Consider the following 21,419-nt stretch of genomic DNA (forward strand, 5'->3'; position numbering starts at 1 on the left):
TCCACCCTCAACGACGTCTACTGGAACCAGATCATGGCCGCCTCGCTGGTCGTCAGCGTGCCCGTGGTGGCCGGCTTCCTGCTGCTCCAGCGCTACCTCGTCGCCGGGCTCACCGCGGGCGCGGTCAAGTAAGACCCCTCCCTGCCTCCTCGAAAGGTTTTCCGTGTCCGACTCGATAGACCTCGCCGCCTTCCCCCGCGACTTCGTCTGGGGCACCGCCACATCGGCCTACCAGATCGAGGGAGCCGTGGCCGAGGACGGCCGCTCACCGTCCATCTGGGACACCTTCTCGCACACCCCCGGGAAGATCGACAACGACGACCACGGCGACACCGCCTGCGACCACTACCACCGCTGGCCCGAAGACGTGTCCCTGATGAAGGAGCTGGGCGCGGACTCCTACCGGCTGTCCATCGCCTGGCCCCGGGTGCTGCCGGGCGGTGACGGCCCGGTCAACGCCAAGGGCCTCGCCTTCTACGACCGGCTGGTCGACGGCCTGCTGGAAGCCGGCATCACCCCGAACGTCACCGTCTACCACTGGGACCTCCCGCAGGCCCTCCAGGACCGGGGCGGCTGGAACGAACGCGCCACCGCCGAACACCTCGCCGGCTACGCCTCCACCGTCGCCGAGCGCCTGGGCGACCGCGTCACCCGGTGGGCCACGCTGAACGAACCGCTGTGCTCGGCCTGGATCGGCCATCTGGAGGGCCGGATGGCGCCCGGCCTGACCGACTTGACCACCGCCGTCCGCGCCTCCTACCACCTGCTGCTGGGCCACGGCCTGGCCACCCAGGCGATCCGGGCGGCCGTCCCCGGCGCACAGGTCGGCCTGGTCACCAACCACTCCACCGTCGCCGCCGCCTCCACGAGCCCGGAGGACCTCGCGGCGGCCACGCGGATGGACGGCCACACCAACCGCTGGTGGCTCGACCCGGTCTACGGCCGCGGCTTCCCCGCCGACATGCGCGAACTCTACGGCGTCGAACTCCCCGAGCGGTCGGGCGACCTGGAGACCATCGCCACCCCGCTGGACTGGCACGGACTCAACTACTACTTCCCGGCCACGGTCGAGAACGACCCCGCCGGCCCGGTCCCCCACGCCCGCGAGGTCCGGCTGCCCGACGTCCCGCGCACCGGCATGGACTGGCAGATCGACGCCGACGGCCTGGAGAGCCTGCTGATGCGGCTCACCGACGACTACGGGGTCCGACGCCTCTACGTCACCGAGAACGGCTCCGCGTTCCCCGACACCGTCGGCCCGGACGGCACCGTCGATGACCCCGGCCGCACCCGCTACCTGGAAGAGCACCTGGCGGCCTGCGCCCGCGCCGTCCGCAAAGGCGCCCCGCTCGCCGGATACTACGCCTGGTCCCTGCTCGACAACTTCGAGTGGGCCTACGGCTACGACAAGCGCTTCGGCCTCGTCCACGTCGACTACGCGACCCAGAAGCGCACCGTCAAGACGAGCGGGCGGCGCTACGCCGAGATCGTCCGGGCGCACCGGCAGGCCGGCGTGACCGCCGGCTGATCCGCCCTTACCCGACTACGGCCTCGTCCCCCGGAGCACATTCGGCGGACGAGGCCGCTGCCGTGCCACGCCCCGGGCCATCGCGCCGACGGCACCGCGCCCGCCGCACCGGCCGGGAGCCGGCACGGCAGCACCCTCGTCGGAGCCGGGAACAGCACGTGGGACCTCGCGAGCGTGGACGCGTCGGCGCGGGTCACCGCGGACTTCCCGTTCTCCGTCCGGACCGGGCCGGGACGCGAGCGGTCCGGGTCTGCCTGGCGCACCCCGACTCGGCCGCGGAGCGCCTGGGCCCGGCCCCGCGGCCGGGTGCGGACCCCGTCGAACGGGGTGAGCAGCCTCTCGTCGCTGTTGCGCGGCAGCACGCGGCCGGCCGCGACGCCGTCGGGACCTCCCGGCTTCCCCGTGTGCACCCGGCGGGCCAGCGGAGGAGACCGGTTGATGTGCCGAGGGCCCGGCCGGTCTCACGCGGTGTGCGCGAGTCCAACCGGGCCGAGGGGAACGGAGGGACCGGTCAGGGCAGCCGGTAGTCCTGGTTCAGGGCCGCACCCGCCTCCGGGTGTGTCTGGTCATACCCGCGGGCGTCGCACTGGAGGCCGCCCACGATGCAGTGGTCGACCATGGCCTTGAGCGTGCGCTCCTCCCAGCCGTTGAAGAAGTCGTAGTGGAAGGAGTAGCCGCGGCCGCTGGCCAGGTGGACCTGGGACATGTCGCCGTTGACCGGGAACGCCATCTTGAACTCGATCATCGGCAGCGCCACCGGGTGGTCGGCGGGGCACATGTTGTCGTTCGTGCCGGGCTTGACGACCGGATAGGCCATGTGGCTCTGGTGGTCCGGTGTGTCGAGGTACTTGCCGTCCCAGCAACTCGGGGCCTGGAAGCGGATGTTGAGCTGGACGTCGGCCCGGTTGGGGCAGGTCGCGGGGAAGTCGGTGTTGAAGTAGCTGTCACCGCACTCCCAGCCCTCGACGAAGCCCTTGTGGTGGCGGAACTCGTCGGCGCTCTGCATCGGGTTGCCCACGACGAACCGCAGCCCCTTGGGGAAGGGCCGCACGCTCGTGTAGTCGGTGACGCCGGCCTTGTAGTAGATGGTCTGCGGGCCGACGGGGAGGATCTTCTGGTCGCCCTTGAACAGCGAGGGCATCCAGTACGCCGAGGCGTCGCCGGGCGCCTTGCAGGTGGTGGCACCGCCGTACAGCGAGGCCGTGGTGCTGTTGGCGTTCGTCGAGGTGTTGCCCATGAAGGTGTGGTCGTGGGACTTGCCGGGCTGGCCCGGGTAGACGATCGGGTCGTCGGGGGCGGTGTGCGTGACCGAGCAGTTGGCCTGGAACTCGTGGAAGTAGCGTGACGGCGGAGTGGCCGTGGACGGCGTGACACCGGTGACCTGGGGAACGGCCGGTATGTAGCCGTCGCCGTCCGGGTCGTCGGCGGACGCCTGGGTGGACACGGCCATCGTGTGCCCGGTGTGGGCGACGGCGGCGGGTGCCGTGCCGCCGGTGTCGGTGGCGGCGGAGGCGATGGTGCCCACGCCGAGGACGCCGGCGAGCATCGCGGTGCCGAGGAGAGGTGCGGGGAGCCGTTTCGGGCTCGATCTCATGGGGGTCTCCTGCCCGTGGGGTGGGAAGGGCGGCCGCGCGGTGTGCGTCGCGCGGGTGGTGCGATCGGTGCGGTGGTGGCGGAACCCGCGTGGCTTCCGCCACCGTCGTCCGGGGCACAGCCGTTAGCTGTAGATCCCCAGCTCGTGCAGGGAGTAGCCGTAGCCCGTGCCGCGCGCCGTCAGTTGCAGGCGCACGTAGCGGGCGGTGGCCGAGACGCCGACGGTGTCGACGTCACCGTCGCCGGCGGTCGTGGAGTACACCGAACGCCAGTTGCTGCCGTCGTCGGAGACCTGCACCTCGTAGGACTTGGCGTAGGCCGGGTCCCAGACGAGCTGGAGCGTGCGCAGGGCCTTGGGCGCGCCCAGGTCCACCTGGAACCACTGCGGGTCGCTCCAGTCGCTGGCCCAGCGGGTCTCGGAGCGGCCGTCGACGGCCAGTGCCGGAGTGCAGGGGCAGTCGCCGTAGGACTGCTGGAAGGAGGAGGCGGTCGCGGGCCGGTTCAGCGCCAGGTTGGTACCGGTCACCGGCGGGGCAACGACCCTCACGGACTTGGTCTCGATGCCGGCGTTGCCGTGGCCGTCCTCTGCCTGGACGTAGACCTTCCACACGCCCAGCTTCTGGGGCGCGGTGACGGCGAAGTTCCCGTTGCCGGTCGAGCGCCACTGCGCCTCGACGAGCCGCTTGTCCCCGCTCGCGTAGTTGCCGCTCAGGAAGACCTTGTAGGTGACGGGGTCACCGTCGGGGTCGCGGACGTCCGCGTGCACGGTGAACTCACCGCCGGCCGGCGCCGAGGAGGCGGGGGAGACGGTCATGTTGCTGATGACCGGAGGCGTGTTGTCACCCGCCGTCGAGCCGGTGTACGCCTTCTTGACGGCGTAGTACGACAGCCGCTTCAGCCCGTCGGGCACGAGGTTGAACCAGACGCCGCCGAAGTCGTGCTCGGTGCCGTAGTGGAAGAGAGTGGCGCCCAGGGCCACGCCCTGGTGACCGGTCACGCAGTTCCAGGCGTTGGTGTAGCCGTCCGCCTTCTGCACGTCGGTCGGCTCGTCGGGGATGCCGTTGGCATCGTCGGGCACCTCCCACTCGCCGGCCGGACCGCTCTCGGTGATGATGTACGGCTTGGTGTAGCCCCCGTCGTTCCAGTCCTGACGGACCTTGCACACGTTGTTGTAGGAGTTCATCGCGTACAGGTCGAGATCAGGAGCGTTGCGCTTGTAGTACGGCCAGGCGCCGGTCCACGCGTCGGTGGAGGTGACCGGGTGGTCCGGGTCGATGCTGTGGATCTTCTTGGCGACATCGTTGACGAAGCTGGTGTACGCGTTGCGCTGCGCCTCCAGTTCGCTGCCGCTGTAGCAGTTCTGCAGTCCGAGGACCGATTCGTTGCCGACGTTCCACATCAGCGTCGCCGGATGGCTCTTGTACGCCTCCACCCACTTGGCGAACTCGGTCAGCGAGTTGCTCTTGTACGTCGTGTCGGTCACGTAATTGACGCAGCCGCCCGCGCCCGGCCCGCCGCCCGGCTGGAGCCAGAAGCCGTTGATGACACGGATCCCGTTGGCCGCCGCCGCGTCCAGGAGCGTCTTGCTCGATGCGTCGGTGCCCCAGGTGCGGATGGTGTTGGCACCCATCGCCTTGACGTCCGGCAGGTACTTGGGTCCGTCGGAAACCGCCGGGCCCCAGGTGACTCCCTTGACGGTGTACGGTTGGCCGCCCGCGGTCAGTCGCCAGTTGCCCTGGGTGCCCTCGACCCTGACGGCACCGCCCGGGGGCGGCGGGGTGGTGCCGCCGGTGGAACCGTAGACCTGGAATTCCCACAGCGAGTAGCCGTATCCGCCGGACCGGGCCAGGCCCTGCATGCGGACGTAGCGTCCGGTCCCGGACACGGTGAGGTCGTCGGTTCCGCCGTCGCCGCCGGTCACGGTCTTCAGGGTGTGCCAGTCGGTTCCGTTGTCGGATGCCTGGATCTCATAGCTCTTGCCGTAGGCCGACTCCCAGGTGAGGACGACACGGCTGAGGTCCGCCGTCCGGCCGAGGTCGACCTGGAGCCACTGCTGGTCACTCCACTGACTGGCCCACCGGGTACCGGTCAGATCGCCGTCCACCGCGGCGGCGGCGGAGTAACCGGCTCCTTCCTGCGAGGAGGCGGTCGCGGTCTTGCCCTGGGACAACAGGGCGTCGGCCGCGTGCGCGTTCGGTGCGAGGGCGACGGTGAGCGAGGACGCGAGGAGCGCGCCGAGCGTGAGGAGGGACACGCCGGCGCGGCGTGGGACGGAGGTGATCGTGGAAGGCGGTCTGGACACGGATGCTCCTGACGGGTCGGTTCGGTGCGGGTGCGGCCCCTCCGGGCCGGTGCGCGGGGCGGCTCGGCCGGCCCGGAGGGGAGTGCATGCCGGACCGCGCTCGGAGCGGCGCGGTCCGGGGTGCGGAGCGGTCACGGAGTCGTCTCCTGGCGAAGTCGGGGCGGAGCGTCCGGGAGAGCGCTCTCCGGAACCATGCCTGGCGGTCATGGTCCGGTCAAGAAGTTGAACCAGCTTTTCTTTAGCCTTCACTTAAGATGGCTACTTGCCAGGGGTGATGAGCGGAGGGCGCCCTGACCGCCAGCGACCGGTTCGGATTCGTCCCTTGATCTGCGCCAACTTGCCCCGTTGTTCGGCGTCTCCAAGTGGGGCACCGGCCTCGCCATCCGCACTACCGGCGGCATGAGACCGTGTCCTGCATGGTCAGTTCGAGGAACCGCTTGTAGCCACAGAGGTCGGCTGCCAGGCCGGGAAAGGCGAGGTAGTTGCGGGGATGAGAGGGTGACGGACCTGCAAGTTCGCCGGCACATGGATGATCGCGGCGAACACCGCCTCGTCATCGATGTTCGCGATCCCACCGCCCTGCGGACGCACCCGCGCTGGCGGCAACAGCGGCCTGGCGATCTCCCACAGGCCATCCGGCACGATCCATCCCCACCGCCCCCTCCCCGTAACCAGCTCAACGACCAACTGACCAACGGCGTGACCGTGCGGGCCTACGGCCTCGGCGGGGTCAGGGTCATCATCGGGGAGCGGGAGACGAACGACGTGTTCCTGACGACGGGAGGATCATGGCGCGGGTACGGCGTCGAGGTAGGCGCGGACCACTCCTGAGGTCTCGTCATGGCGGCTGAGGACCAGCAGGTCCGGTCCCGGCGGCGCTCCGTGCAGGGGCCGGTAGGTGAGGCCAGGCAGGGTGATGCGCTCCGTCGCGGTGGGGACGAGGGCCACGCCGGTGCCGGCCAGGGCGAGGGCGAGGGCGGCGAGGGTGCTGCCGGCCAGGTGGACCCGGGAGCGCGCCTCCTCGGCGGCGGGCCAGAGCCGGGAGAGGACGGTCTCGTCCTCCTCGCTTCCTGCGAAGACGATGAGATTGTGGGTGCTCAGGGCGGAGGTGGTGACTGCGGATGCGGACGCCAGTTCGTGGTCGGTGCGCAGGGCGACGGACAGCGGAGTGCGTGCGCGGTGCGTGACATGCAGGCCGTCGGTGCCGTCGAGGCCCAGGTCGGGGCAGTAGCCGAGGTCGAGCGCGCCGTCGCGCACGGCCTGGATCTGGGCAGCCGGCGGAAGCTCGGTCAGGGCGAGGCCGACCCGTGGGTGCGCCCGGTGGAAGTCGCGCAGGTCGTCGGAGAGGACGCCCTGGAGGACGGCGACGCCGGAGAACCCGAGCCGGAGCGTCCCCGTCTCGCCGTGCACCGACTCCCGGGCCACCAGCAGGGCCCGGTCGGCCTGCGCCAGGGCTCTGCGGGCCTCGGGCAGCAACAGTTCACCGGCCTCGGTCAGCTCGAGGCGTCGGCTGGTACGGGAGAACAGAAGTCCGCCCACTTCCCGCTCCAGAGCCTGGATCTGGGCGCTGAGAGTGGACTGGGTGACGTGCAGCAGGGCGGAGGCCCGGCCGAAGTGCCGCTCCTCGGCGACGGCGACGAAATAGCGCAGGTGCCGCAGCTATTCCACAACCGGATCGTCATGCCGCCCGCGCTTCCGCCGCCGGCCGCGTCCAGGCACTTCCCCAGCGCCTGCAACGACCCGTCACCGGCCACCGTCCACCGCTGCGCCCCGGACCCGTTGCTCGGTCGTGTCCTGACCGTCCCGAACCAGTACGCGGCAGCTCACCCGGACTTCGTACCCGGCTACGCCCGGAAGTCCCGCCGGCGGCCACCCCGCTGCGACTTCCGGTCCGGGAGCAACGGCTTGGCCCGCGCCCACTGCGCGTCAGCCAACGGTACATCCGGACCGACGACCGACTGATCGAGACGAACGGAGCCCCGGAGTCATGTCAGAGCCGGAGGTGCCGCGTCCTCGCCGGTGCCCCAGGACGAGGGCGTCGGGCCTACCTGGAAGGACAGGTCTCGGAGCCGGCGGAGTTCCTCGGTGGTCAGGTAGGTCCTGCCGTACGCGGCACCGTCCACCCGGGCGGACTGGATGTAGCGCTGGGAGTCCGAAGTGCCCGAGGCCCGTACGGTCAGTCGGCCCTGCGGGTAGTAGCGGCGGTCGAGCGTGATGTCCACGCGTGCGAAGACCGGGGTGGACAGACCCCATGTGTCGGTGCCTGGCTGGACAGGGAAGAGGCCGATGGACGACAGCACGTTCCAGGCCGACATGGTGCCCAGATCGTCGTTGCCGGTCATACCGGTCGGCGCGTCGGTGAACAGGGTCAGTGCGGCGTGCACCACATCGGTGGTCTTCCACGGCTGCCCCGTCGACAGATAGGTATACGGCGCTATCAGATCCGGTTCGTTCTGCGGGTTGTACTTGTCCGCGTTGTAGTAGTCGTACGGCCCGTGGACCCATACGTCGCGGGCGGTCCGCGCGGGGTCGGCCAGCAGCCTGTCGTAGGCGAAGAAGGAGTCGAGCCGCTGATTGGCCGCGTCCTTGCCTCCGATCAGATCTATGATGCCGGGCAGGTCCTGGGGCACCAGCCACTGGTACTGCCACGAGGTTCCCTCGTGGAAGCCCTCGCTGCGGGCCGGGTCCGCCGGTCCGGTGAAGGCGCCCGAGGCGTCGCGCGCGCGGAAGAACCCGGTCGAACGGTCGAATATCCCGCGGTAGTTGAGCGCCCGCTCGGTGTATCGCCGCGCGTCCGCGCCGTGTCCCAGTTCCCTTGCCATCTGGCCGAGCATGGCGTCGGACAGGGCGTACTCGAGGGTGGCCGAGGCTCCGTGGTCGTAGTCGGAGTCACCGGGTTTGGCGTGCGGCCTGCCTTTGATGTAGGGAACGAAGCCGGCGTCGATGTACTCCTTGTCGGCCTCACGGCCAACGGAAGCGGAGGCGATGGGCGGGACGTCGTCGGCGTTCCGCTTCAGTGCCTGGTAGGCCTCCTCCTCGTGGCCCTTCAGCAGTCCCTGCTGGTAGGCGTTGGTGAGGAAGGGAGTGACGGGGTCACCGGTCATGATGTTGGTCTCGACCGTGCCGTAGCCCCACTTGGGCAGCCAGCCGTTGTCCTTGGCGACGCGGATCACGGACAGCGCCATGTCACGAGCCTCGTGTGGTGCCAGCAGGGACAGCAGTTGGGTCTGGGTCCGGTAGGTGTCCCACAGCGACCAGTTCTGGTAGTAGGTGAAGTCCTCCGCACGGTGGATCCGTTGGTCCCAGCCGGTGTAGCGCCCGTCGACGTCGCTGCCGATGTTCGGTGCGAGCAGCGAACGGTACAGCGAGGAGTAGAACGTCCGCCGCAGGGTCGTGCTGCCGCCCTGGACCCGTATGTCGTCGAGCCGGCCCTCCCAAGCCTGCCGCGCGGCCCGGCGCACCGTGTCGAAGGAACGACCGCCTTCGGCCCGCAGATTGAGTGCCGCCCCTCCCGCGTCGACGTACGACAGGGCGGTGGTCGCCTCGACGGTGCGGTCCTCGGTGGTGTCGAAGCGTACGAAGGCGCCGTTGCGCTCGGCGTTCGCCTGCGAGTTCTTCGAACCGTCCGTGACGTCGGCGCCCTTCCAGGTGCCGGACTCCTTGAACGGCCGGTCGAACCGCGTGATCGTGTAGACCGTGTAGGGCTTGGTGTCCTGACAGAAGCCGCTGCCGGTGATGGCCGTGCGCACGGTGCGGTTGTCGAGGATCTCGACCTTGGTGTGCAGCGTCTTGTGCAGTGATTGTCCGGCGTTGAGAAGCACGTTGGCCTTGTCGGTGGCCGGGAACGTGTAGCGCTGTACGGCGGTGCGCTCGGTGGCGGTCAGCTCGGCCCTGACGCCGCTGCTCAGGCCGACCCTGTAGTAGCCGGGCGAGCCCTCCTCCTCGTCATGGCTGTATCCCGCGGCGTAGGTGGCGTTGTCCGTGCTGGTGATGTCCCCGGTCGTGGGGAGCACCGGGAGGTCGCCGCCCAGGCCACAGCCGACGCCGGACAGGTGGACCATGGAGAAACCGCGTATGTGGTCCTGTGCGTAGTCGTAGCCGGTGTTGTGCCCGGTGTCCGGGGAGAACTGGACCATACCGAACGGCACAGCCGCGCCCGGATACGTGTTTCCCTCGTTTTCCGTACCGATGAACGGGTTGACCAGATCGGCCAGCCGGTGCTCGCGCTGCGACGCGTCGACCGCGGCGTGTGCCGTCGGCGCCGCGAGTCCTGTGCCCAACACAGCGGCCACCACCAACGCGCCCAGGGGGCGAGGTCGGTGGTGACTGGTGCATCGTCTCATCATGAGCCTTTCGACAACGTTGTCAGTGGCCGGGAGTCATTCTTTGTGCGTGCCGAGGTTCCGTCAAGGAGTCGTGGACAAGGAGGCAAGCCCGCACGTTAGTCGGGGACTTGCGCCGGGGTGCGAGGCGGTGGTGCGGATGGGCCGGCGTGCCGGGGAAGGTAATCGCCTGCCCTGGCACCGAGAAGGCGCGTCAGGGCAGGCGCCGCTGCTGGTTGGCCGGCCCGTGCGGCCCGGGGCTTGACCGCTCCAGGCCCGGGGCCCGTGTCCGGCCGGTCCGTCTTGCACGCCCCAGGCCGGTGGTTTTCCGCGCCGCGCGTGGTGTACCGCTACGGAGTCAGGCGGTGATGGGAAGAGTGGTCCACCGCTGGTTCGGGCCGCCGGTGCAGTCCCAGAGCACCACCTGGGTGCCGTCCGCCGGGGAGGACGCCGGGTCGTCCAGGCAGCGGCCGGAGACGGGGTTGCGGTATCCGCCGCCGTACGCCTGCCAGACCTGGTTGGCGCCGCCGTTGCAGTCCCAGATCTGGAGTTTGGTGCCGTTGGCCGTCCCCTGTCCCGCGGCATCCAGGCACCTGCCGAGCGCCCGCAGGGTGCCGTCCGAACGCGCCGACCAGACCTGTGCGTCGGTTCCGTTACAGGTCCATATCTGGGCGGCCGTCCCATTGGCGGAGCTGCCACCTTTGATGTCCAGGCATTTGCCGTCGATCCCGGAGCGCACGGAGCCGCCCGACGCGATCCAGCCGGCCGTGTCGGCGGCCTGCACGCCCGCGTAGAAGGCATCGGCCATCTTGCTGAAGCCGTTGTCGTTCGGGTGGAGCGCGTCGGAGAGATCGGCGACGGTCAGTGCGCCCATGTCGACGAGCCGCACGTGTTTGCCCGCGGCGGCCTTGGACTGGACGATCTGGGCCAACTTCTGGTTGAACGTCGGCCGGTTGGGCTCCTCGGTCTGGCTGGTGGAGACGATCACCGTACCGACCAGCAGGGCCGCGTCGGGGGCGTCCCGCAGGATCTGGTCGATCAGCGCGCTCATCCGGTCGGGCGCGGTCGGAACCTGGTAGTTGCCGTTCAGGTCGTTGGTGCCGATCTCCAGCGTGATCACATTGGGGCGGTACTGGGCCAGTACGGAGTCGGCGATGGAGGCGATCTGGTCGATGCGCCAGCCGGAGTGGCCCTCGTTGTCCGGGTCGGCCATGGGGCCGTTGCGGCCGGATCCTACGAAGTCCAGCGCGTGTCCCTGAGCGGCCAGCTTGTTCCACAGGAAGCCCCGGTAGCTGTTGCCGGACGGGCTTCCGACGCCCCAGGTGATCGAGTCGCCCAGCGGCATCAGGCGAAGGGGGACGGGTGCGGCGGCTGAGACGGGCCGCGGGGTGTGCGTGGGGGCGGACGGGGTGGCAGCCGTGACCGGCAGGGCTGTGCCCATGCCGAGCGCGGCCGCCACTGACGCGACCAGGGCAGCTCTGCGCCTCTTCATGTTCGGTTCCTCACTGCTGGGGGACAGCGGAGCGGGTGTACGGGCCGGTGTTCGACCGGTGACATCGTTGTCGGCGGCCTCCACTGCGCGAGCCGGAGGGCTGGACCGGGGGAGGCGTGTGGCTGCCGCGCCATGGAACTGCGTGGGCGGAGGCAGGGGCCCGGTGACGCGGGGTCAGTCGGAGCGCGCTTCCTTCTGACGCTAGCCAGCGTGCCACGAGGCGTCAATGGTCCGTACATGATCCGGAACCCCACCACCGACCGTCAACTGCCTTATTTCGAAGCGTACTTGCGTGGTCCCGGCCGATGCGGGACGCCGAGATGCGCGGCTTCCAGACGCGACTGCACGCGGGTGGAGGCCGGCGCGGGCAGCCGGCCGGCCAAGGTACGTGCCTCTGCCGCGAGGGGCCGCCTGCGGTACAGGATTGACGGGCGGGACGGTCGAAGCCGGCAAGGTCACGGCCGAACTGGACTACGCGGAGGACCTGTGCCACGACTGGAACGAGGGCGGCGGGCCGCAGGCGGCGCCACGCCACGGATCGAGGCCGGGTTCGACCGCATCCGGGCAGAACGCGGAGACCAGCCCGGAACTGCCGCGAGCCCGGACGTCTGCGTCCGATGCTGTCGCATCTCGCACCCCGCATCCCGCACCCTGCACCACGGTGTCCTCGACGACTTCTCGCGCCACCGGCTGCGGAGCCACTACGGCCGCGCCCCGGACCCACTCGGCTCGCACACCGCCGTCCGCCGGCACGTAGGGCAGGTCACCCGGCACGAACCCGGCACGGGCCCGTCCGAGGGGTGACGGGACGGCCACTCGGGGCACCTCACCCGTCGGCGGGTCGCACCATCCGGCCCGACCCGACACGCCGGTTCGGACAGTTGCTTCGAGGCCGTGTCGGCGCACCACGGTGGGCATTGCACGGAGCAGGAGAGTCCGTGCGGACCTGCGCTGAGGCCCTTTCGAATACGTTTCCGGGCGATCCGTCCGTTCGGTCGCGCTCTTCGAACGCGCCATCCGCGATCCGAGCGGGAGAACCGAGGGTGATCGCCGACGGTTCACTGCCTTGGCCCATGGCGGGACCCGGCTCTTCAGCCCGAGGCGGCGTTCAGCAGGTCGAGGACGCTCTGCTGGCAGCCGTAGCCGGTGGTTCCGCTGCCGCCGCTCCAGTGCGGACCGTACTGGTCGAGCAGGTTGCGGTTGCGGTCGTAGGCGCTGTTCGCCCACCGGGTGAGGGCTGCGGCGTACGGATGGTCCGACAGCCGGCGGTTGAGAGCGCCGAGACCGCGCACGTAGGCGCCTTTGAAGCTCGGACCGTCTCCGGTGCAGCCGTCGCCCTCGCCGGGTTCGCGCAGAACGCCGTCCGTCTGTAGCCGGACGCTGGATGCGTCGGCCAGGCCGCGGGCCGTCGTCAGAAGGCCGGCGTCACCGGTGGCTCGATGGAGTTCGGTCAAGGCGCCGAGGATGACACCCTGGTTGTAGGTCCAGGCTGTCTGGCCGTTGTTGGCGCAGCCGTCGCCGAGGCCGTCGTTGATCATGTGATCACCGTTGATCATGCCGCTGTTCCGGAACCAGTTCCACTCGCTCACTGCCCGGTCCAGGTAGAGGGTGTCACCCGGAATCCGGTTGTGCAGGGCCGAAGTCAACTGGAGGTAGAGCTCGTTGGTGATGGCGTTCTTGTAGTTGCCGTTCGTGCTCCATCGGACGCCGCCACCGCATGTGCTGTTCCAGTTGGCGTACATGTGGTCCGCGTCGGCCCGAGCGGTGTCGAGGTAACGGCGGTTCCCGGTGAGGTCGTAGGCGGCGACCCAGGCCAGACCCCACCAGCCGGTATCGTCGAGGTACTCGTTGCGGAACTGCCCGCCCTGGGCATTGATGTTCCTCTCGTACGTGTCGGCGACGGCGTAGGCGTAGCTCCCCATGCCGCTGATGCGGATGTTGTCGATGATCGCGGTCAGCGCGTTGGCCCCGGTCCACCAGCCGTTGCCGCCGAAGAGCTTGCTGTCCCGGTCGTACGACATCATGAGAGCGGTGGCCGCAGCGGTGCTCCTGCTCCCCGCGTTCCAGGTCGTGCGCGCCCAGGGCGTGCACGCGATGGCGCCTCCGGCCGGCTGCCCGCAGGCCCGGAGAGCCCCGACGCCCTGGCTGCCCCAGTCGTCGACGTTGTACATCTGCGTACGCCAACCCCGCCCGCCGGAGGGCACCGCGGTGTCGCCGAGACGGCTTCCCGAGTCCCAGGTACGGCCGCCGTCCATGGACCGGTCCAGCCAGACCCGGTCGCCTGGTGCGCCGTTGTCGATGGACGCCCATCCCATGGCGTCGGCGTCGTCGAAGTGCAGCGCGATCGATCGTGAGGAGACCGTCGCGGTGGCGGGGACCCGGTCCTGAGGGCTCAGCGACGGGTCCCGCGCATCGCAGTACTTGTTGCACACGGCTGTCGGCGCCGCGGCGGCGGGGACGGTCGACAGTCCACCACAGAGAAGGACCGACAACGTTGTCAAGATGGTGTTAAAGGTGGTTGACGAGGATTTCACTGCCTTCATAGCGGGGCTCCAAGCGGTGTGGTCGCGCGCGGGGCTGACGCTCTGTCAAATGCAGAGAGCGCTCTCTCAACGTAACTACGAGGCATGAGCACGTCAATGCAGTGGACCCGCGCATCCCCCACGGGTGACCGCAGGCTCGGCGCTCACGGTCCGGGTCGCCGTGCGCCACATGGGACGACGGGCGGGCGTGAAGTCGTCCAGGTGTATCCGGCCGGCCCGGATCGACCGTGGTCCGGCCTGAGCGCTGGGTTCGCCCTGTTCGCCTGGAGCGGTGCCTGTCCCGGCGGGGATACGACGTGAGCGTTGACCTGTCCCGGTGACGACCAGCCCTGTGCTGTCGACGGAGCGGGGCGGATGGAGAGGTGGGTGTCCGGTTCCGTCAGCAGCCGGCAAGCGTGCGCTGCCTGTCCGGCCGGCGAACTCCGTCCAGGGGGTTGCCAGTTTGCTTGCAACGATGTAAAACCGGTCTGCGCCGCTCGTCACTTCTCCTGCTCCGCGGTCACTCGTATCGGGGTCACCATGCAGCGCGCCATCCGCCGCCGTTCCCTCGCCAGCCGTGGCCGTGGCCCTCGCCGTCACGGTGAGCCGACCGTCACAGCCCGCGTCGGCTCGGGGGAAACGCAGGCAGGATGCGCCGGTCGTCCCACGGACCCGGCGGTCGCCGTGCCCCCCCGCTGTCCCTCCAACCCACCCATTCCTCGGAGGCACAGGTGGCACCCCTCGCCGGCAGGAGCATCGGACGCGGCAGCCCTGCCTCCCGCTTCTCGGCGGCGGGCTGCGGTCTCTCCACCCCGCCGGTCGTTCGTTGCATGCGCACGTCTCCCGACCCATCCCACGAGCCATGGAGCCACGATGCGACAATCGCCCACACGTCAGGCCCCGATCACCGGAGCCGGACGAAGAGCACGCTGGTTCACCGCGGTCCTGGCCGCCCTGACCCTCCTCGGTGGCATGCTCCTGACCGAGGCTGGCTCCGCGACGGCCGCGGCCCAGGCGTGGACCCCCAAACCCGCGCCCATGACGACGCCCTGGACGAATCAGGTTCCCACCGACAAACCCCTTCCCGAGTACCCGCGTCCCCAGCTCACCCGTCCGGACTGGCTGAACCTCAACGGCATCTGGGACTTCGCCGTCACCCCTGCCGACGCCGGACAGCCCGCGGCGTTCACCGAACAGATCCGTGTGCCGTTCGTGGCGGAGTCCGCTCTGTCCGGCATCCAGCGGAAGATCACGCAGAGCGACAAGCTCTGGTACAAGCGCACGTTCACCGTTCCCTCCGGCTGGAACGGACGCCGTGTGCAGCTCAACTTCGGCGCCAGTGACTGGCGTACGACGGTCTGGGTCAACGGCCGCCAGGCCGGGGCCGTGCACAGCGGCGGCTACGACGCGTTCTCCTACGACATCACCGACCTGCTGAACGGCAACGCCAACACCCTCGTCGTCTCCGTCTGGGACCCGACCCAGACCGGCGGCCAGGCCGTAGGCAAACAGCGCATCAACGACGTCACCCCGCACTCCGGGGGAGGCATCTTCTACACCGCCGCGTCCGGCATCTGGCAGACGGTGTGGCTGGAGCCCACGGCCACCGCGCACGTCACCCGCCTGGACATGGTTCCCGACCTGGCGAACAATCGACTGAAGGTCACCGTCCTCGGTGCCGGCACCAGCGGCCACCAGGCACGCGTCACCGTCTCCACCGGGGGCGTCACGGTGGGCACCGCCACCGGCCCGCTCGGCACCGAGTTCACCGTGCCCGTCCCCACCCCGCACCTGTGGACCCCGGAGGACCCGTTCCTCTACGACGTGAAGACCGACCTGCTCTCCGGCGGGACGACCGTCGACTCCGTGGGCAGCTACACCGGCATGCGCTCCATCGGCCTCGCCAGGGTCGACGGCGTCCTGCGTCCGGTCCTCAACGGCCGCTTCGTTTTCCAGAGCGGCACCCTGGACCAGGGCTACTGGCCGGACGGCATCTACACCGCACCCACCGACGCCGCGCTCCGGTACGACCTGCAAAAGCACAAGGACCTCGGCTTCAACATGGTCCGCAAACACATCAAGGTCGAGCCGCAGCGCTGGTTCTACTGGGCCGACAGGCTCGGTCTGCTGGTCTGGCAGGACATGCCCGCCATGGACCTGCGCACGCCCGACGCCGGCGCCCGCACCCAGTGGGAGGCCGAGTACGACCGCATCATCGACGAGCACCGCAGTTCGCCGTCCCTGGTGATGTGGGTGGACGAGAACGAGGGCTGGGGCCAGTACGACCAGACGCGCATCGCCGATCACGTCAAGGCCTACGACCCGTCCCGGCTGGTCGACAACATGAGCGGAGTCAACTGCTGCGGTTCCGTCGACGGCGGCAACGGCGACGTGGTCGACCACCACGTCTACGTCGGCCCCGGCACCACCGCGCCCAGCGCCACCCGCGCCGCCGTCCTCGGCGAGTACGGCGGCCTCGGCTTCAAGGCCGCCGGCCACGAGTGGTACCCCGGCGGCGGGTTCAGCTATGAGGACCAGCAGGACACCGCGCACCTGGACAACCGGCTCGTGGGCCTGCTGGACGCCCTCCGCGAGGTGCGCATGCCGCGCGGGCTGTCCGCCTCCGTCTACACCGAGATCACCGACGTCGAGAACGAGGCCAACGGTCTGCTCACCTACGACCGTCAGGTCGTCAAGGTCGACGAGGCCCGGGTCAGGGCCGCCAATCGCGCCCTCATCGACGCCTCGCGCGGCGCGACGGCCTCTCTCACCCTGCCCGCCGGACAGTACAAGTCCCTGCGCGTGACGACGCCGGGGTACACCGACCGCTACCTCCGGCACAAGGACGGCGCGGCCTACACGGAGGTCGTCGGCGACGCCAGCGGCACGCTGCTGAAGAACGACGCCACCTGGAAGATCGTCCCCGGCCTCGCGAACGCCTCCTGCTACTCCTTCGAGTCGCGCAACTATGCCGGCGAGTACCTGCGCCATCGGGCATTCCGCGTCTATAAGGAGTCAGGAAGCGGCGATCTGTTCAAGGCCGACGCCACCTTCTGTCCCGTCCCGGGAGCCGGCGGCGTGCGCCTGTCGGCGTACAACTTCCCCGAGCAGTATCTGCGCCACTACAACGCCGAGCTGTGGCTGGCCACCCCGGGCGGTACCCACGCCTGGGACAGCCCTGCGCTGTTCGCGGAGGACACCACCTGGGCCCTCGAAGCCCCCTGGGCTCCCTGACGGCCCGGCCACCCGTGCCGGATGGGCTGCAAGGTGGGAGGCACCGTAGCGCGCCCATGACCGGACACCGGTGGTACTGGGCTGGGACCGGGCCCCCGCCTCCCGCGACGCGGGGGCGGGGGCCCGGTTGAAACGGCTGGGGAACGGGGCCGGCTCGTCGAGCGGAAACGGGGCGGCTGCATGCTGCCCGCGCCGGAGCGGGACGCTGTGGACGTTGGGCCGCCAGGCGTCGGTTCATGAGCATGGTCATCGACGTGCGGATGCGGCTCCTTGTGGGTTCCCGGCCCGCTCAGGACGGGGGCGGGCGGTGGAATCGGTCAGGTCCGGCGCCACTGCTGGTCGGCGGCGCCGTTGCAGGGCCAGATCACCAGCGGTGTGCTGTTGTCGGTGCCGTGACCGGTCACATCGAGGCATTTGCCCGAGCCGACACCGACGATCGTCCCGTCGGACCTGACACGCCACTGCTGGGAAGTGCTGCCGTCGCAGTCGCGGATCTCTATGGCAGCGCCGTCCGCGGTGCTGCCGCCCACCACGTTCAAGCACTTGGTGTCGAAGACGCTCAGCTCGTTGGACTTGATCGACGTCCAGCTCTGATTGCTTCCGTTATTGCAGTCCCACAGCGCGGGGACCGTGCCGTTGTGACGCTCAGGTTGTCGAACAGGTTGGTCTGGTATCCGACGACGCCGAAGCCGGCCTGGCCGGTGGTGAACGAGCTATCGCTGACGGTGGCGAGGGCGGACCCGTCGACGATGGCCGTTATCTGGTCGCCGGAGAACCCGAGCCCGAGGGTGTGCCAGGTGTTCAAGCCCAGCGACGCACGGGTTCCCGAGGCGAGCGTAGACAGTATTCCGCCGCTGGAGTTGCGGCGATCGAGCACGCGCCGGTGTTGCTGATCCGCAACTGGAACGCGGCCTGGTGGCTCTGCGGACGACGCGTACGACCCGAGCTACCACACCGGCGCGACCAACACCATCCACACCGGACCCGGACACCTCGGATACGTACAACTGCCGGTGATTCCCCGGCAGCCTCTTCGCTGACACGCATGTGTCACCGCGACACACCGCGCACCGACCGGATGCGAGGGCTGTCGCGCACTTGAGTGCCCACCGGCTTACGCATGAACGCGGCCGACAGGGCCAATGGACATCGGCCTGCGGTGCCCCAGTCCGAGTGTCATCTGCGCAGGCACCCGTCCGGCCAGGACGGATCACCGGATCTCCGGCCGGCCCTCCGGCCCGGCACGGCGGCCCTGCGGACCGCCAGGTGGCCCGTCACCCCGGCCGGGAGGCACCCCGTACGGCTCACAGGAACCTCCACAGATGGTCGGCGGTGCCACTGTCACCGAACTGGACGACTCGGGCGCTGTTGGCCGTCGACATGCCGTCGACGCCGAGCACCTTGCCGCTGTGCTTGTTGCGGATGCGGAACCAGCCGTCCCCGTCGTTCACCAGAGTCCACAGGTGGTCGGCGGTGTCGTTGTCCTCGTACTGGACGACTTGCGCGCTGTCGGCGGTCGACATGTTGTCGACGCCGAGGACCTTGCCGCTGTTGCCATTGCGGATGAGGTACCAGCCCTCGCCCTGGTCCACGAGCTGCCAGGCGTGGTCGGCGGTGCCGGAGTTGTCGAACTGCACGATACGCGCGCTGTTCTCCAGGGACATACCGTCGACGGCGAGCACCTTGCCGCTGTGCTTGTTCTGGATCCGCCGGAAGGGCGGTTCGGGTGTCCAGGGGCGGCCGTCGGGCGAGGCCGTGGGGAAGGCGGTGATGCGCAGCCTTGCCGCGCCCATGGGGATGAGGGTGACGGTTTCCACGGGGGCGTCGCTGCGCGCCGGGCCGGGCTGCAGGGGCGCTACCACGCCCTCGTCGTCTGCGATCCACTGCTCGATGCGCCGGGCGTCGGCGGTCATACGGACTGGGACCGTCTCGTGGGTGAACGGGTTGTCGGGGACGGGCCCGTCGGTCCGTGTGAGTGCCGGTCGGGGTGACGGAGTGAGGCCGTAGTTCCACGCAGAGGTCGCGTGCACCTCGTACTCGGGGAAGGTGTCATCACCCGCGTACCGCTCGTACCGTTCACCGACCTTCAGGGAGTAGGTGAGAGGGCCGTGCTGGACGCTGACAGCGCCGTGCCGGCCGGGCCAGTGACGCAGCGTGGTCTGCTGGGGGAGGCGCAGGGTCACCTTGTCGCCGTTGTGCCAGGTCCGCTCCACAGTGGCCCACGTGGGGCCGTCCGGCGCGGTCACGGGCCGGCCGTTGACGCGGACTTCCGGTCCGTCGCACCAGCCGGGTATACGCAGTCGCAGTGGGAAGCGGACCGGGTGCGGGGTGGACACGGTCAGGTCGACGGTCTCGGTGAAAGGGTAGCCGGTTTCCTCGGTGACGGTCACCGTGGTGTTCCCGGCCACCTGCGCGCGGACCTGACTCGGGGCGTACATCGCCGCGGCCAGTCCGCCGTCCGGTGTGGCCAGCCACAGTTCCTCGGTGAAGTACGGCCAGCCCATGCCGTAGTTGTGCGGGCAGCAGCGGTACTGGTCGACACCGGGCTGGAAGGCCTGCATGGCGAAGCCGTTCTGGAACTGCCCTTGTGTTTTGGGTCTGTTGCCGAGGTCGATACTGTTGGCGCCGGTGATGTAGTGGATCGCCTTGCCCTGCGGGTCGAGGGCGGCGGGCAGCATGTTGAACGCCAGGTCCTCACAGCGGTCCGCCCAGACGGGATCGCCGGTGATTCTGGTGAGCAGTTCGTGACTGGCCATGAACTCGACGATCCCGCAGGTCTCGAAGCCCTGCCGGGGGTCGGTGAAGCCGGGCCGGAAGTTCTCGTCGCCGGCCATACCGCCGCCCGGGAACTGCCCGTAGACGTCCATGACCCTGTCATAGGCCCGGTACGTGGCCCGGGTCAGTTCCGCGTCGCCCGTTACCTGCGCGTACTGGGCGGGTTCGCGGAATCCCTGGGCGATGTTGACGTTGTGCCGGGAGGGCGTGGGGCCCGTCCAGTCGGCGCCCAGGGTGTGCATCTTGGAGGCCAGGTCGAGCAGGAAAGGCTCGCCGGTGCGGCGGTGGAGCCACAGGGCCACGTCGAGGCCGTCGCCCCAGCGGTAGGAGACCCAGCCGGTGTCGAAGGCCCCGGGCCCCTGGACGTTCATGAAGCGCAGGAACCGGATGAGCAACGGGACGATCCGTTCGTCCCGGGTGTAGTCCTCATACGTGCGCAGCGCCTGGAGCAGGGGCAGGAAAGGCCAGAAGTCCGGGCCGCCGTCGAGGGAGGTGCGCAGCGCGCGCGGCCCGAAGAAGCCGTCGCTCTGCTGGGTGGCCAGGATGGCGTCGATCCATGCGGCCGAGCGGGTCAGCGCGTGCCGGTCCCCGGTGGCGATGGCCAGCGGCACGTAGCCGCGCAGCCAGTAGGGCACTTCCTCCCAGGCGCTGCGGTCCGGGTGCACCCAGCCGGTGGCCGAGAAGTCGAGGAAGTGGGAGAGGTTCTCGTACCGGCCGCACAGCCCCTCGAGCTGGAGTCTGAGCTGACCGGCGAGCCATCCGCGTGCGGTGACGCTGCCGACGGGCAGTTTGCGGAACGCTTCGGGTGCGAGTGTGCCGGCCGGTCCCGGTGCAGCGGCCGCCGCTGAGAGGGCGAGCGGACCCCCCAGTGCTGCCGTGCCGAGGACCAGGGCGCCGGTGCCGAGGAGTGCGCGTCTGCTGACGGACATACGAGGCTCCAGATGTGGGCTCGGGTGCGTGGGTGCTGCCGCCAGGCCGCTCCTCAGGACAAGGGGCCCGGGGGCGGCAGACGAACGACGCGGCTGATGCGATGCAGAAACGCATCGGTCGGACGGCCAGGCCGTTCACGGGGCTGCCGTACGGCTTGTACATCGTTGGAAGTGGCGAGGCTCATGAGGATGACAGCACACTGCGAGCCAGCCGTCCAGGGGTGCGACTCGCCCAGATCACACGGACCTGTTGCCCGTCGTCGCCCCTACGAGCAGCTCCCTTCCCTCGGTGACTGCCCGGCACGCAGGGCTGGGGAAGCAGTACCCCTGCTCTGCGGCCCGGCGGCGCAGTCGTCCGAAGTCGGCGCGCGAAGGGCCGGTATCGGCGCGCCGGTTGAGACCGGATCCGATGGGTGGGCTGCCCGCATCCGAAAAGGAGACGACCGCCCCCCGTTGCGCGACGACAAGCGTCGGATCGTCCCGGAGCGGCACGTTCACCCACCTCCTGTGCCGGTACCCCGCGCTGGATCGGGGGCGGATGCGCGACAGGTCGGGGCGCGCAGGTGGGTACCCATGGTTCGGTGTGGACCGCTCCGCACTCGCCGATCCCGGCTACCGAGGCCTGAGTGCGCGAACCAGCGGCCGGGTGGTCACACCACCGCACCGCAGGTCCAAGAAGGACGCCCCGCACTGGCATGAGCACATGCATGAGCGACAGCGCA

Annotated in this window: 11 protein-coding genes and 2 pseudogenes; 3 read left to right on the plus strand and 10 right to left on the minus strand. The window is 69.7% G+C overall.

Annotated features, from left to right (window positions below):
- Positions 1-132: pseudogene (locus tag ACZ4SV_RS31530) on the plus strand (carbohydrate ABC transporter permease); the annotation flags it as partial.
- Positions 133-163: 31 nt separating this feature from the next.
- Entirely contained in the window at positions 164-1,528 is a 1,365-nt protein-coding gene (locus ACZ4SV_RS31535; protein ID WP_468008399.1) for a GH1 family beta-glucosidase, read from the plus strand.
- Positions 1,529-2,039: 511 nt separating this feature from the next.
- On the opposite strand, the gene ACZ4SV_RS31540 is transcribed toward ACZ4SV_RS31535, so the two are convergent.
- From ACZ4SV_RS31540 to ACZ4SV_RS31570, 7 genes and pseudogenes are all read right to left on the minus strand, one after another.
- Positions 2,040-3,122 (minus strand): DUF1996 domain-containing protein, encoded by a 1,083-nt coding sequence (locus tag ACZ4SV_RS31540; RefSeq protein WP_468008403.1) that lies wholly within the window; start codon positions 3,120-3,122, stop codon positions 2,040-2,042.
- A 123-nt stretch (positions 3,123-3,245) separates the two neighbouring features.
- A complete protein-coding gene (locus ACZ4SV_RS31545; RefSeq protein WP_468008407.1) occupies positions 3,246-5,423 on the minus strand; it encodes a discoidin domain-containing protein in 2,178 nt (725 codons plus the stop codon).
- Positions 5,424-5,945: 522 nt separating this feature from the next.
- Positions 5,946-6,098 (minus strand): annotated as a pseudogene (locus ACZ4SV_RS31550) (IS5/IS1182 family transposase); the annotation flags it as partial.
- 111 nt (positions 6,099-6,209) lie between these two features.
- Positions 6,210-7,082 carry a LysR family transcriptional regulator gene (locus tag ACZ4SV_RS31555; RefSeq protein WP_468008790.1) on the minus strand — a complete coding sequence of 291 codons (873 nt, stop codon included), beginning with the start codon at positions 7,080-7,082 and terminating at the stop codon, positions 6,210-6,212.
- Positions 7,083-7,408: 326 nt separating this feature from the next.
- Positions 7,409-9,766: a GH92 family glycosyl hydrolase gene (locus tag ACZ4SV_RS31560; protein ID WP_468008794.1), complete on the minus strand. Its 2,358-nt coding sequence runs from the start codon at positions 9,764-9,766 to the stop codon at positions 7,409-7,411.
- A 337-nt stretch (positions 9,767-10,103) separates the two neighbouring features.
- Positions 10,104-11,237: a ricin-type beta-trefoil lectin domain protein gene (locus tag ACZ4SV_RS31565; protein ID WP_468008411.1), complete on the minus strand. Its 1,134-nt coding sequence runs from the start codon at positions 11,235-11,237 to the stop codon at positions 10,104-10,106.
- Between the two features lie 1,091 nt (positions 11,238-12,328).
- Positions 12,329-13,780 (minus strand): glycoside hydrolase family 76 protein, encoded by a 1,452-nt coding sequence (locus tag ACZ4SV_RS31570; protein WP_468008415.1) that lies wholly within the window; start codon positions 13,778-13,780, stop codon positions 12,329-12,331.
- Between the two features lie 852 nt (positions 13,781-14,632).
- Here ACZ4SV_RS31570 and ACZ4SV_RS31575 point away from each other — a divergent pair.
- Positions 14,633-16,993 carry an AbfB domain-containing protein gene (locus ACZ4SV_RS31575; RefSeq protein ID WP_468008418.1) on the plus strand — a complete coding sequence of 787 codons (2,361 nt, stop codon included), beginning with the start codon at positions 14,633-14,635 and terminating at the stop codon, positions 16,991-16,993.
- Positions 16,994-17,310: 317 nt separating this feature from the next.
- On the opposite strand, the gene ACZ4SV_RS31580 is transcribed toward ACZ4SV_RS31575, so the two are convergent.
- From ACZ4SV_RS31580 to ACZ4SV_RS31590, 3 genes are all read right to left on the minus strand, one after another.
- Entirely contained in the window at positions 17,311-17,667 is a 357-nt protein-coding gene (locus ACZ4SV_RS31580) for an RICIN domain-containing protein (protein ID WP_468008797.1), read from the minus strand.
- On the minus strand, positions 17,553-17,870 hold the full coding sequence (locus ACZ4SV_RS31585) for a hypothetical protein (RefSeq protein WP_468008422.1): 318 nt from the start codon (positions 17,868-17,870) through the stop codon (positions 17,553-17,555). Before ACZ4SV_RS31585 ends, ACZ4SV_RS31580 begins: the two co-directional genes overlap by 115 nt.
- Positions 17,871-18,297: 427 nt before the next feature.
- A complete protein-coding gene (locus tag ACZ4SV_RS31590) occupies positions 18,298-20,697 on the minus strand; it encodes an RICIN domain-containing protein (protein ID WP_468008425.1) in 2,400 nt (799 codons plus the stop codon).
- Positions 20,698-21,419 lie beyond the last annotated feature (722 nt).

It is taken from the genome of Streptomyces sp. NPDC027672 (assembly GCF_055566335.1).